The organism is uncultured Bradyrhizobium sp., assembly GCF_936943645.1.
Lineage (GTDB): Bacteria > Pseudomonadota > Alphaproteobacteria > Rhizobiales > Xanthobacteraceae > Bradyrhizobium.
Genome location: NZ_CAKZJO010000036.1, coordinates 1 through 12,907 on the forward strand (window position 1 = coordinate 1; position 12,907 = coordinate 12,907).

The following is a 12,907-nucleotide window of genomic DNA, read 5'->3' on the forward strand; positions in this document are numbered from 1 at the left end:
ACCTCTCCCGCTTGCGGGGGAGGTCGGCGCGAAGCGCCGGGTGGGGGCTCTCTCCTCTTGGGGGCCCTCGCTTGTGGAGACACCCCCACCCCAGCCCTCCCCCGCAAGCGGGAGAGGGAGCGCACCTGCGCTGGGTCACGTGCAGGGGACCGCGCATGAGCATGGGCGCCACCAGAGCAGATCAAGTCGCAGCCGACACGAAAGCACCCGTGCTGTCCGTCTCCGGCCTCACCACCTCCTTCATGCTCGAGCGAAAATGGATTCCCGTCGTCCGCAACGTCTCCTTCGACGTCGCGGCAAGGGAGACCGTGGCGATCGTCGGCGAGTCCGGGTCCGGCAAGAGCGTCACCGCGCTGTCGATCATGCGGCTCATTTCGAAGGAGATCGGCCGCGTCGAGGGCCGCGTCACGCTGGCCGGCCGCGATCTGCTGGCGCTGCCGGAAGCCAGCATGAAGGATATCCGCGGCAACGAAATCGCCATGATCTTCCAGGAGCCGATGACGAGCCTCAATCCGGTGCTCACCATCGGCTTCCAGATCGCGGAAGCGCTGATGCAGCATCGCGGCCTGTCGCGCGCGGCGGCGGAGGCCGAGACCGTCCGGCTGCTCGATCGCGTCCGCATCCCCGCGGCGCAATCGCGCTTCCACGAGCATCCGCATCGCTTCTCCGGCGGCATGCGCCAGCGCGTGATGATGGCGATGGCGCTGGCCTGCAAGCCGAAGCTCCTGATCGCGGACGAGCCGACCACCGCGCTCGACGTCACCATCCAGGCCCAGATCCTGGAGCTCCTGAAGGAGCTCCAGCGGGAGGAGGGGATGGCGATCCTCTTCATCACCCACGACATGGGCGTGGTCGCGGAAATCGCCGACCGCACCGTGGTGATGTATGGCGGGCAGGCAGTCGAGACCGATGCCACCGCGCGCATTTTCGACGCGCCCTCGCATCCCTATACGCGCGCGCTGCTTGCCGCCGTGCCGCGCCTTGGCTCGATGGAGGGACGTGCGCGGCCGATGCGCTTTCCGATCGTCGACAAGGTGACGGGCACCTCGGACGAGCCGGCCGAGACGCCCGACACGGTCTCGACGGCCGAGCGCCCGCTGCTGGAAGTCGCGGGGCTGACCACGCGCTTTCCGATCCGCTCGGGCCTGTTCGGAAAAGTCTCGGGCCGCGTCCACGCGGTCGAGAATGTGTCCTTCACCTTGCGCGCCGGCGAGACCCTGGCGCTGGTCGGCGAATCCGGTTGCGGCAAGTCGACCACGGGCCGTTCGATCCTGAAGCTGACCGAGCCGGACAGCGGCACGGTGCTGATCGACGGCCAGGACGTACTTGCGATGAGCGGCCGCACCTTGCGCGACTTCCGCAAACAGATGCAGATCATCTTCCAGGATCCGTTCGCGAGCCTCAATCCGCGCATGTCGGTGGGAACGGCGATCGCCGCGCCCTTGCTCGCCAACGGCCTCGCTACCGCCGCGCAAGCACGCGAGAAAGTCGCCGATCTCCTCATCCGCGTCGGCCTGACCGCCGACATGGCTGCGCGCTTTCCGCACGAATTCTCCGGCGGCCAGCGCCAGCGCATCTGCATCGCCCGCGCGCTCGCGCTCGGGCCGAAACTGATCGTCGCGGATGAGGCGGTCTCGGCGCTCGACGTCTCGGTCAAGGCGCAGGTCGTGAATTTGATGCTCGATCTGCAGGCCAGCATGGGCCTTGCCTATCTCTTCATCTCCCACGACATCGCCGTGGTCGAGCGCATGAGCCACCGCGTCGCGGTGATGTATCTCGGCGAGATCGTCGAGATCGGCCTGCGCGCCGACGTGTTCGGCAATCCGCAGCATCCCTATACCAGAAAGCTGATGGCCGCCGTGCCGGTGCCCGATCCGTCACGCCGCGGCACGCGGCGCGAGGTGGCCAACGACGAGATCAGAAGCCCGGTGCGCGCGCCGGACTATCAGCCGCCGGTGCGGCACTATCGCGAAGTCTCGCCCGGCCACGTCGTGCAGGCCTGGGGCGAGGAGTGGTCGGCGTGAAGCCTCTCACGAATTGACGTGCACGAAGTCCCGCAGCAGCGGGTAGATCTCGTTGTTCCAGCGCCGGCCCGAGAATACGCCGTAATGGCCGACGCCGGCCTGCATGTGGTGGACGCGGCGATACTCTAGCGTTTGCTGGCCGGGTGCTCTCGCTGATCGAAGACTTCCCATTCCTTCTTTGCCAGCCCCATTGCTTCCCCGACGGCCAAAGACCGCGAAGGTTCGCGCAAATAGGCTTTACCGAGTTCATTCTTGCGCTTGGCCAGGTCACTCAAAATCTTGAAGTCCCTAACCCGTCTTACTCTTTTCCATTGCGGGTCTTGTTCGTCGAAGCGGGTCGTCGGAGGAGGGCAGGTCGTGTAGTTGAGGAGGAGAGAGTCCGACGGAAGAGGAGACGCTTCCTGCGATTTAACGACTTCCATCTGAAACGCCTCGTAGAGCTCGCTATGAGATGTGGGAATTTTGTGCATCAAACATTCCGCTGCTAGCGGCTTGCGGATGGTATCTCCGATTTTTACCATCACACCCGAGAACAAGTGCTTCACTTGGGGCGCCAAATCGAGGGCAAGAAAGCGGTGGTTGAAGGCGTCGCGCTTTTCCTCGACGGGCCGCTGACACAGTGCAAAAAGCGTATCACTCTCGCCAACATGGATCGAACCAAAATACTTTTCGCCTTCTGCGGTGAGCAGCCAGCAGTGGCGCTTGATGATATCGATGAAAATCAATTCGCAGATGACGAAGTGATTATTGTCGTCGGTCCATTCTAAGTCTTCAGAAGGATCACCTGAGCGGATCGGCTTGTATCGCCGGAAGAGCTGGTAGATCGCCGTATCTATTCGTTGTGTGGGATGAGACTTCGTCAGCCAGTTTTCAAAGATCGAAGTGCTCGGCGTGGCAGCTTCCTCTTGCGGGCGGTCAACCTCGTCCGTAAGGAGAGCTGCCACGATCGCTCTTGTGCGTGCATCGCTATAGCCATCTAGTAGGGCTTGGCGATGCTCAAGAAGAACCGGCAGCGCCGCTCGAGCTATCCGCTGCTTGAGAGCCCTCTTTAAGTTCGCTCCGCGCAGCACCTCCACGATGCGCTCGGTAGTCAAGCCCTGATCATGGCGCCAAATATCCTGAGCCTGCTCATTCGCGCTCTGACCAAGCGTCGTGCGAAGATCGCGAAGACACTCGAATATGACGGATTGCCCGATGTGATCCGGCTGAAAAGACATTGCTTTTGACAAAATCGCTGATTGAAATTCGACAAAGTTTGTCAAATGCAATCATTGATTGTGGCAAAAGTCAAATATCGACTATTCGGCAGCTTGGTTGTAGCGGCCTTGGCTGCGGGTGCCTGCCCTCTCTAATGGGGTTTGAACAGCCCAGCCGTGCACGAGACGTTTCCCGAGTGCGCCGATCACGTCCTCGATCTCCTGTGACGACGATGGATGGCGTAGATCGAGAAGTCTTCGGACCAGCGTTTCGGCCTTGCCCAGTTTGCGGGCCAAGTCCGCTACCGAATCGGCTTCGGACGAAAGGTATGTCTTGTACAACTCCAACTTCATGGCCTGCCGAACGGAAAGAGCCACCTGGCCACCACGTTGAATAGCACCGGGACGATCCCCGTTTGGGATGTCTCTACGCCCGGAAATACGCGCCTGTAGCGCTGTTATGACGGCGTCTGCTGCATGGGCGTCCTTCTCGTCCTGGCTCAGCTTTCGAAACTCGGAAGTCGGGATCGCTGAGATGATCTCCGGAAACTTCGTGAACCGGAAGAATGTCTCTCCACGGCTGGCTTCGGTCCGAAAGCTGTAGACGTACTGGTTCACGGTGCGGCTCCCTGTTTGCTGAAATTCATGGGCCGATTTGGCAAATTCGCTGCGGTGGGATGCTCTCTTTATCAAATCATGTCAAACACAAATTTGTGCGGAACCATAAAACGCAATTTTGTGTCGCCACACAATTTTGTGTTGAAATGGTTGGAATTCTGAATGGGATATGTTAATGGATTGTTAGCGGGGGTTCAGAAGATCGTCCTTCAGGGAGTCGTTCGATGAAACCTAAAGACGCCCGGAAATTGTTGCGCGATTTGCGAGCGGTCTGCCGAAAGCACGGTCTGGAGCTCGAGCTCGATGAGGCTCGTGGCAAAGGGAGTCACCGCGCTCTGCGTTTCCGCGACCCTGATACGGGGGAGGAAATCAGCATCGTCATCCCCGGACACAAAGCGGTATCGCCCGGGGTTCAGCGCGAGATATTGATCTATCTCGCAAAGGTCGCGGCTAAGGTGACCATCGCCGAAATCGTCAAAGCGATATTCGAGCGGCTATTTGACTAACGAGCTTTTTGCGGGGCTTGAAAGGGGCGCCTAGCGGTGCCAGGATCTCTTCCTTGAAGCCTCTCACGAATTGACGTGCACGAAGTCCCGCAAGAGCGGGTAGATCTCGTTGTTCCAGCGCCGGCCTGAGAATACGCCGTAATGGCCGACGCCGGCCTGCATGTGGTGGACGCGGCGATAGGCGCGGACGCCGGTGCAAAGGTCCTGCGCGGCGAGCGTCTGGCCGATCGAGCAGATGTCGTCCTTCTCGCCTTCGACCGTCATCAGCCCCATGCGGCTGACGGCCTTCGTGTTCACGGGGCGGCCGCGATGCATCAGTCTGCCCTGCGGCAAGAGGTGCTCCTGGAAGACGTCGCGCACGGTCTCGATATAGAATTCGGCCGGCAGATCCATCACCGCGAAATATTCGTCATAGAAGGTCTTGATGGTCGCGGCCTTCTCCTTCTCGCCCTTCGCGATGTGGTTGGCGAGATCCATGTGCTGCTTGATGTGGCGCTCGAGATTCATCGAGACGAAGGCGGTGAGCTGCACGAAGCCGGGATAGACTTTTCTGAGCGCGCCGCGGCATTGCACCGGCACATAGTTGATCAGGTTCTGCTCGAACCACTCGATCGGCTTGCTCTTGGCGAAGTCGTTGACCTTGGTCGGCTGAATGCGCGTATCGATGGGGCCGGCCATCAGCGTCAGCGTCGCCGGCCGCGAGGGATGGTTGTCCTCGCACATGATCGCGGCGGCCGCGAGCGCCGAGACCGACGGCTGGCAGATCGCGACCATGTGCGGGCGCGGGCCGAGCTGCCCCAAGAAATCGATCAGATGCTCGGTGTAGTCGTCGAGGCCGAAGCGGCCTTCGCTGCGCGGAATGTCGCGCGGGTTGTGCCAGTCGGTGATGTAGACGTCGTGGTCCTGCAGCAGCGTCTGCACGGTTCCGCGCAGCAGCGTCGCGAAATGGCCGGACATCGGCGCCACCAGCAGCATGCGCGGTTGCTCACCGACGCCGTCCTTCCTGAAATGCAGCAGCGAGCCGAACGGCGTCGCGTAGGCGATTTCCTCGGTGACGGCGATCTCGCGGTTGCCCACCATCACGCTGTCGATGCCGTAGGCGGGACGGTGATAGGTCAGGGTGGAGCGCGAGATCAGCTCCAGCGCCGCCGACAGGCGGCCGACCATTTGATCCGACATGCCCTGAGGCACCAGATTGAGGAATTTGAGCGCGGACGAAGCTCCCGCGCGCCACGGCGCGGTCAGGTCCATGTGGTTCTGAAAAGCCTGATAGTACATCGACATCATACGGATACGCCCACCTGTCCCGTTGCTGTCATGCAATATCGAAGCCAGACGGGGGCCGGCCGCCTCCCAAATTGGCACGTCGCTTGCTGCGCTTCGTGCGGGAAGCACAGGACTCGGCCAGGCCCGCGCGGCGGCGCGGCGCCCGCGATCCGGCGTTAAGGGAAGAGCCACATGGCAAAGGCGACACTGACCATCAGCAGCAAGAACTATTCGTCCTGGTCGCTGCGTGGCTGGCTGCTGACGAAATTCTCCGGGCTCGATTTCGAGGAAATCGTCACCGCGCCGGACGATCCGTCGGCGCGCGCGGAGATCCTGCTGTTGTCGTCCTCGATCCTGGTGCCGTGCCTGCGGCACGAGGGCGCGGTGGTCTGGGATACGCTGGCGATTGCCGAATATCTCAACGAGGTGATGCCGGCCGCCGGCCTGTTGCCCGATGACCGCGTGCAGCGCGCCCATTGCCGCGCGATCTCGGGCGAAATCCATTCCGGCTTCACCACGCTGCGCGCCTCGCTGCCGGTGAATCTGAAAGGACGTTTCCCCGGCTTCAAGATCTGGTCGCGTGCGCAGGCCGACATCGACCGCGTCTGGTCGATCTGGCGCGACTGCCTGGAGAGGTCGGGCGGCCCGTTCCTGTTCGGGGAGAGGCGCACCATTGCGGATGCGATGTACGCGCCCGTGGTGACCCGCTTCGTCACCTACGACGTCAAGCTGGAGCCGCTGCTGAAGGCCTATGCCGATACCATCATGGCGATGCCCGAGATGGTCGAGTGGATCGCGGCCGCGCGGGAGGAGCCGGCCGAGATCGAGGAGCTCGAGGTCGAATATTAGGCAGGCACGGGGTGCCCTTGCCTGTTTCGGGGGCGGGACCGGTTGCGCCGGTCAGAGCAAGCTAGGCCCTTGTCCGGATTAACCTTTGGCGCCTGTTTCAGGTCGCTGCCGTTCGCCCCGCCGCACAGATATTGTACGCGCTTGCACAGCCGCATCGACATCTAGCCGTGAACAGCTGCGTACACGGCCGTTCGGCTGATTCGGACGTGATTCGTTCGGGCCGCGTTCCGAAGGTTAAGGCGGAGCGCGGCGCCGTTGCATTTTGGAACAGAGGACGGTCTCAGGCAGCTCCGCGTTGCTTCACGCGCGGCAGGCGCCAGCCGATGACGGTCGCTTCGACCGCAATGCCGGCCTCATGGTTCTGCCAGCGTCCCTCGACATAGCGGCAGGCGAACGGCAGTTGGTACGTTCCGCTGTGATCCTCGCACAGCACTTCGAGCGCCAGGCCCGGCGGTGGTTCTCCGGCGCCGTCGAATTCCGCCAATCGTCTATCGCGCGTTGCCATTCCAAAAATCTCCCCTAATCAAAGCCGCGGGAAGAGCGCCCACCCCTTCCGCGTGCCGTTCACTGCTCCCCGTCCCAGGGGAACAGGCCAAGCTCAACGCGAGAATGCGGTACGAGTGTGGTAGCCTTTGGCGGCTGCGCGCAAACAGCGCACATTGCCGTGATCGAATGGACGAGGAACCTGCATGCTGCTTCGAAACGCCGGGCTTTGTTTCGCGATATTGCTGCTCGCAACGCTGGCGGATGCGCCGGTGCACGCGCAGGACGTGCCCGGCATCGAGATCTGCACGGTCGAGAAGACGATGGAGCGGCGCACCAGCTGCCTGCAGAGCAATGTCGACTTCCTGCAGAAGACGATCACGAAGCTGAACCTCGATCATCAGCAGAAGCTGGACGCGGCGGCTCGTCAGATCGACGCGCTGAAGACGACCGTCGCCGGCCTGCAGAAGACGCTTGGCGATCTCCAGACCGCGCAGGCGAAGACGGCCGAGGACCTGAAGAAGAAGCAGGACGCGCCGCCACCCAAGGATGCTACGAACAAGGACGCTGCGAAATAGGCGCGACGATCACGCCACGCGATAGCGCTCCATCACGCCCCGATCAGGTTCATAGCCGAGCCCGGGTCCTGCCGGCACCGCGACATGACCGGTGGCATCGGCATCGGCGCGGCCGCCCCAGAGGCAGGCCTCGCGCTTCAGATAGAACATCTCGACCAGCCCGTCCTCGCGCGTTGCGAGCAGGTGCAACGTCGCCAGCAGGCCGGGACCGAAATAGGGGGAGTGCGGCACGATCTTGACGCCGAGCCGATCTGCCAGCTCGGCGACCTTCAGGAATTCCGTGATGCCGCCGACCTTGGTGACCGACGGCTGGGCGTGGCTCACCGCGCCCGCCGCCATCATCTGGCGGAATTGAAATTCGGTGCAGGCATTCTCGCCGGCGGCGATGTCGAGCCCGCCCTTGCGGCGCACCTCGGCGAGCGCGGCAAAGTCTTCCGGCGGCCAGACCGGCTCCTCCAGGAACATCGGCCGCGCATCGCGGCATGAGGTTGCGAACGCGATCGCCTGCTCGGCCGTGAGTGGACAGTTCATATCGACCATCAGCGGAATGCTCGGCCCGATCGCCTCGCGCGCCGCGAACACTGCAGGCGCCGTGGTCTCGTGCAGCTTGATCGCGCCATAGCCGAGCGCGAGCGCCTTCCGGCATTCGGCCGCGATGTTGTCGGGCGCGCCGATCCGCAGCAGGCTCGCATAGGCCGGAATGGCCGTGCGCCTGGTCTCTCCGAGCAGGCGATGCAGCGGCACGCCCTTCACCTTCGCCGCCAGATCCCACAGCGCGATGTCGAGCCCCGAGATCGCGAACATGGTGATGCCGTAGCGGCCGAACAGATGCAGATTGCGCTGGATCTGCTCCATCGCGGCGGGAATGCCGGCGGTATCGGGCACCTTCATCCCGCGGGCCTGCGGCGCGATCATCTCCTCCACCGCGCTGCGCGTGGTGCGCGGGCAGACATAGGCGAAGGCATCGCCCCAGCCGGTCAGCCCGGCATCGGTCGAGACCTCGATGAGCACCATGTCGAGCGCCGAGATCGCGGACGCGCCCTGGCGAAAGCTTGCGACACCGGCGTCATAGGGGATGCGGATATGGTGCGCCCGCACATCGGTGATCTCCATGACGCGGTTCCTCTTTCTGGTGAGCGGTTGCAGCAAGTGTAGCTGGGAATGCCGGGGCGTTGCCAGTGGTCGTTCGGGCGCTGCGTCATCGCCGCAGCCGGATAATGCAGCGCAACGCTGGCATACCGTCCCGCTTGCTTGGCAAGCGGAAGTGACTTTGTCATAACCGCAGGCAAATCTTGCGTGTGGGGCCGAGCCGGACATCCCGTGCAAGTCATAACAAGCAGCCGGGAGGGTCTCACATGTCTGACGTCCGCGTTCTCGCCACCGACCTCGAATTTCCCGAAGGCCCCGTGGTGATGCCGGACGGCTCGGTGGTGCTGGTGGAAATCCGCGGCCAGCGCCTGACGCGCGTCTACCCCGACGGCCGCAAGGAGATCGTGGCGAAAATTCCGGGCGGTCCCAATGGCGCAGCCCTCGGACCCGACGGTAAGATCTACATCTGCAACAATGGCGGCTTCTCCTGGATCCCGACCCGCAACATGATCATGCCGGGTCCGCAGCCCGACGATTATCTCGGTGGCTCGATCCAGCGCGTCGATCTGCAGACCGGCAAGGTCGAGACCGTCGTCACGAAGTGCGGCGAGCACGATCTGCGCGGGCCGAACGACCTCGTGTTCGACAGGCAGGGCGGCCTGTGGTTCTCCGACCTCGGCAAGCGCCGCGCGCGCGAGATGGATGTCGGCGGCATGTACTACCTCAAGCCCGGCATGACCGAGCTCGTCGAGATCGTGCACGGCATCCTGCCGGCGAACGGCATCGGCCTGTCGCCGGATGAAAGTACCGTCTACATCGCGGAGACGCCGACCGGCCGCCTCTGGGCCTACGAGCTGTCCGCGCCGGGCACCTTGAAGCCGCGTGACGTGATCTATCGCGGCGAGCGGGGCAAGCCGATCTGCGGCCTCGGCGGCTACCAGATGTTCGATTCGCTCGCGGTGGAAGCCGGCGGCAATGTCTGCGTCGCCACCCTTGTCTCCGGCTGCATCTCGGTGATCGCGCCCGACGGCACGCTGGTGGAGCAGGTCCCGACCGGTGACCGCGTCACCACCAACATCGCCTTCGGCGGCCCCGAGCTGAAGACCGCCTACATCACGCTGTCAGGCAGGGGCGAGCTGGTCGCCATGGACTGGCCGCGCGGCGGATTGCCCCTCAATTTCCTAAACAAGTAAACGGTGCTAGTGACCGTCATTGCGAGGAGCGAAGCGACGAAGCAATCCAGACTGCCTCTGCGGTAAAATTCTGGCTTGCTTCGCTTCGCTCGCAATGACAACGGAGAGAGTCTCAAATGCCCTGGCCTGATCCCATCACCCTGCGCGGACAGCATGCCCGTCTGGAGCCGCTGTCGAAAGAGCACCGCGAGGGGCTGGTGGAGGCCGTGAAGGACGGCGATCTCTACACCATCTGGTATACCCTGATCCCGACGCCGGACAACGTCGCCAAGGAGATCGACCGCCGCCTGGGATTGCAGGCCGCCGGCTCGATGCTGCCCTTCACCGTGTTCGATGCCGCCGGCAAGATCGTCGGGCAGACCACCTACATGAACATCGACGCCGCCAACCGCCGCGTCGAGATCGGTTCGACCTGGTACGGCAAGAGCGCGCAGCGCGGCCCGCTCAACACCCAGTGCAAGCTGCTGCTGCTCGGTCATGCCTTCGAGACGCTGAACTGCATCGCGGTCGAATTCCGCACGCATTTCTTCAACCACCAGAGCCGCCGCGCCATCGAGCGCCTGGGGGCCAAGCAGGACGGCATCCTGCGCAGCCATCAGGTCGCGCCGAACGGCACGCTGCGCGACACCGTGGTCTACAGCATCACCGCCGCCGAATGGCCAACGGTGAAGGCGCATCTCAACTATCAACTCAACGAAAAGCCGCGCTAGCGATGAGCACGAGGCTGAGTTTGATGCATCCGCGATCGGGCTGCGCTCCCTCTCCCGCTTGCGGGGGAGGGTTGGGGAGGGGGTATCTCCGCGGTGGGATTCCCCGTGTTGAGAGAGCCGCCACCCGGCGCTTCGCGCCGACCTCCCCCGCAAGCGGGAGAGGTGGAGCGTGCTCGTGGCCGGCACCATTCGATCAACACTGATTGCGCGCTAAGGACGTTCATCATGGACAGATTTGATTATGTGATCATCGGCGCGGGCTCGGCCGGTTGCATCCTCACCTCCAGGCTCAGCGAAGATCCCAACACCAGCGTCTGCGTGCTGGAAGCCGGGCCCAGCGACTGGCACCCCTACATCCACCTGCCGGCGGGTTTCATCAAGACCTTCCACATGAAGAGCATCAACTGGGCCTATCAGCAGGAGCCCGGACCTTACACCGGCGGGCGCAGCATCTACGCGCCGCGCGGCAAGACGCTCGGCGGCTCGTCCTCGATCAACGGCCACATCTACAACCGCGGCCAGCGCATGGATTTCGACACCTGGGCGCAGATGGGCAATCGCGGCTGGGGCTATGCCGATGTGCTGCCCTACTTCAAGCGGCTGGAGAAGCGGGTCGGCGAGGGCGACAACACGTTCCGCGGACGCGACGGCAAGCTCACCGTTACGACGATGGACTGGCGCGATCCGCTCTGCGAAGCCTTCATGGAAGGCGCGGTCTCGCTCGGCATCCCCCGCAATCCCGATTACAACGGCGCCGTCCAGGAGGGCGTCTCCTACTGCCAGCGCACCATCGACAACGGCCTGCGCGTCTCCGGCTCGACCGCGTTCCTCAAGCCGGCGATGAAGCGGCCGAACGTGCATGTGCATACCCATGCGCACGCGACCGAGATCATCTTCGAGGGCAAGCGCGCCGTCGGCGTGCGCTACACCAAGGGCGGCCGAGGCGGCACGCCGGTGGAGGTGCGCGCCAACAAGGAAGTCATCCTGTCCGGCGGCACCTATAATTCGCCGCAGCTGCTGCAGCTCTCCGGCGTCGGCTCGCCCGATCTCTTGCAGCAGCACGGCATCGCCGTGCGTCACGCGCTGCCGGTCGGCGAAGGCCTGCAGGACCATTACGCGCCGCGCACGGTGGCGCGGGTCAAGGACATCAAGACCATCAACGAGCTCCGCCGCGGCTTCTCGCTGTGGATCGAGGCGCTGAAATGGGCGACCCAGCGCAAGGGCCTGCTGTCGCTGTCGCCGACCATGGTCTACTGCTTCTGGCACTCCGGCGAGAGCGCCGATTCATCCGATCTGCAGCTCACCTTCACGCCGGCGTCCTACAAGGAAGGCGTGCAGGGCCAGCTCGAGGACGAGCCGGGCATGACGGTGGCCTCCTGGCAGCAGCGCCCGGAGAGCCGCGGTTACGTGCGCATCCGCTCCAACGATCCCTTCGCGCCCCCGATCATTCAGACCAATTATCTCGACGCCGAGCTCGACCGCCGCGTCATCGTCGGCGGCATGAAGCTCGCGCGGCGTCTGCTGAAGAGTGCGCCGCTTTCGCCCTATTACGCCTACGAGGATTTCCCCGGCCCCAACATTAACACCGACGACGAGTTCCTCGCCGCCGCCACCGAACGCGGCACCACCACCTTCCACCCCGGCTGCACCTGCCGCATGGGCCCGGCGGACTCGAGCTGGGCGGTGGTCGACGACCAGCTCCGCGTCCACGGCCTGGAGGGCCTCCGCGTCATCGATGCCTCGGTGATGCCGCGCATGATCTCGGCTAACCTCAACGCCTCGACCATGATGATCGCGGATCGTGCCTCGGACCTCATTCGGGGCAAGGCCCCGATGGAAGCCGCGCGGATTCCGGACGCCGCGGTGGCGTAAGGAGGTCTCGTGCCCCGGACGCAGTGCAGCGCTCCTTCAGCGGTGCGCTGCAGAGCCGGGGCCCATGGCTCCGAGCGATCCCTGTCGCCTTCTGGGTCCCGGCCCTGCGCGGCAGCGTTGCACGCGGCAGCGCGTCCGGGACACGGAGAACGCTGGATGCATCGGCGAATTTGCCTGTCAGGCAAAACACCTCGTACCCCGTCAACCCCTTCCCGCAAAAATATTCCACTTTACCGAAATTCGGAATTGCGGCATAGATCGACGCAGCCCGGCCCGACGAAGAGGGGCGGTTCGCGAGTCGTTCGAAACGCGGGCCGGGTTGCGATGGACGCGGCAGCGTCGTGCGCGAGAGGCGCGGGCAGGGCGGGTAGTCCCTGTGAGCCCGAGGCTTCGTGCGGACGACGGCGCTGCTAGGCTTCGTCTCGTCTGTAAGTTTCCGGCTCTGTCGACGGTGTCAGGGAATACTGCGGCGAAATGGCGGGCCGTGCGTACGGCAAAACCGTGTGGTCCTGGCCGTCGTTGC

12 protein-coding genes and 1 pseudogene are annotated in these 12,907 nt (G+C 63.7%); 7 read left to right on the forward strand and 6 right to left on the reverse strand.

What is annotated here, in order from left to right; translation table 11 throughout:
* Window positions 1–155: 155 nt before the first annotated feature.
* The gene (locus tag Q0743_RS03930; RefSeq protein WP_298240280.1) at window positions 156–2,024 is read left to right on the forward strand and encodes an ABC transporter ATP-binding protein; all 1,869 of its coding nucleotides are present in this window, start codon (window positions 156–158) and stop codon (window positions 2,022–2,024) included.
* A 6-nt stretch (window positions 2,025–2,030) separates the two neighbouring features.
* Here Q0743_RS03930 and Q0743_RS03935 read toward each other — a convergent pair.
* From Q0743_RS03935 to Q0743_RS03945, 3 genes and pseudogenes are all read right to left on the reverse strand, one after another.
* Window positions 2,031–2,147 (reverse strand): annotated as a pseudogene (locus Q0743_RS03935) (hypothetical protein); the annotation flags it as partial.
* 2 nt (window positions 2,148–2,149) lie between these two features.
* Entirely contained in the window at window positions 2,150–3,286 is a 1,137-nt protein-coding gene (locus tag Q0743_RS03940) for a hypothetical protein (protein WP_298240282.1), read from the reverse strand.
* A 36-nt stretch (window positions 3,287–3,322) separates the two neighbouring features.
* Window positions 3,323–3,838: a hypothetical protein gene (locus Q0743_RS03945; protein WP_298240283.1), complete on the reverse strand. Its 516-nt coding sequence runs from the start codon at window positions 3,836–3,838 to the stop codon at window positions 3,323–3,325.
* 224 nt (window positions 3,839–4,062) lie between these two features.
* Here Q0743_RS03945 and Q0743_RS03950 point away from each other — a divergent pair, with 224 nt between their 5' ends.
* On the forward strand, window positions 4,063–4,344 hold the full coding sequence (locus Q0743_RS03950) for a hypothetical protein (RefSeq protein WP_298240284.1): 282 nt from the start codon (window positions 4,063–4,065) through the stop codon (window positions 4,342–4,344).
* Window positions 4,345–4,407: 63 nt separating this feature from the next.
* On the opposite strand, the gene Q0743_RS03955 is transcribed toward Q0743_RS03950, so the two are convergent.
* Window positions 4,408–5,631, reverse strand: a complete 1,224-nt coding sequence (locus Q0743_RS03955) for a polyhydroxyalkanoate depolymerase (protein ID WP_298240285.1) — start codon at window positions 5,629–5,631, stop codon at window positions 4,408–4,410.
* Window positions 5,632–5,802: 171 nt separating this feature from the next.
* On the opposite strand from Q0743_RS03955, the gene Q0743_RS03960 reads away from it, so the two are divergent.
* Window positions 5,803–6,459 carry a glutathione S-transferase family protein gene (locus Q0743_RS03960; protein ID WP_298240286.1) on the forward strand — a complete coding sequence of 219 codons (657 nt, stop codon included), beginning with the start codon at window positions 5,803–5,805 and terminating at the stop codon, window positions 6,457–6,459.
* Between the two features lie 280 nt (window positions 6,460–6,739).
* Here Q0743_RS03960 and Q0743_RS03965 read toward each other — a convergent pair whose 3' ends face one another.
* Window positions 6,740–6,964 carry a hypothetical protein gene (locus Q0743_RS03965; protein WP_028138161.1) on the reverse strand — a complete coding sequence of 75 codons (225 nt, stop codon included), beginning with the start codon at window positions 6,962–6,964 and terminating at the stop codon, window positions 6,740–6,742.
* Between the two features lie 184 nt (window positions 6,965–7,148).
* On the opposite strand from Q0743_RS03965, the gene Q0743_RS03970 reads away from it, so the two are divergent.
* Window positions 7,149–7,520 (forward strand): hypothetical protein, encoded by a 372-nt coding sequence (locus Q0743_RS03970; protein ID WP_298240287.1) that lies wholly within the window; start codon window positions 7,149–7,151, stop codon window positions 7,518–7,520.
* 9 nt (window positions 7,521–7,529) lie between these two features.
* Here Q0743_RS03970 and Q0743_RS03975 read toward each other — a convergent pair whose 3' ends face one another.
* Entirely contained in the window at window positions 7,530–8,633 is a 1,104-nt protein-coding gene (locus tag Q0743_RS03975) for a mandelate racemase/muconate lactonizing enzyme family protein (RefSeq protein ID WP_298240288.1), read from the reverse strand.
* Between the two features lie 242 nt (window positions 8,634–8,875).
* On the opposite strand from Q0743_RS03975, the gene Q0743_RS03980 reads away from it, so the two are divergent.
* The 3 genes from Q0743_RS03980 (at window position 8,876) to Q0743_RS03990 (ending at window position 12,384) form a co-directional block, all read left to right on the forward strand.
* Window positions 8,876–9,802 carry an SMP-30/gluconolactonase/LRE family protein gene (locus Q0743_RS03980; RefSeq protein WP_298240289.1) on the forward strand — a complete coding sequence of 309 codons (927 nt, stop codon included), beginning with the start codon at window positions 8,876–8,878 and terminating at the stop codon, window positions 9,800–9,802.
* 116 nt (window positions 9,803–9,918) lie between these two features.
* The gene (locus Q0743_RS03985; protein WP_298240290.1) at window positions 9,919–10,512 is read left to right on the forward strand and encodes a GNAT family protein; all 594 of its coding nucleotides are present in this window, start codon (window positions 9,919–9,921) and stop codon (window positions 10,510–10,512) included.
* A 225-nt stretch (window positions 10,513–10,737) separates the two neighbouring features.
* Entirely contained in the window at window positions 10,738–12,384 is a 1,647-nt protein-coding gene (locus Q0743_RS03990) for a GMC family oxidoreductase (RefSeq protein ID WP_298240291.1), read from the forward strand.
* Window positions 12,385–12,907: the final 523 nt, after the last annotated feature.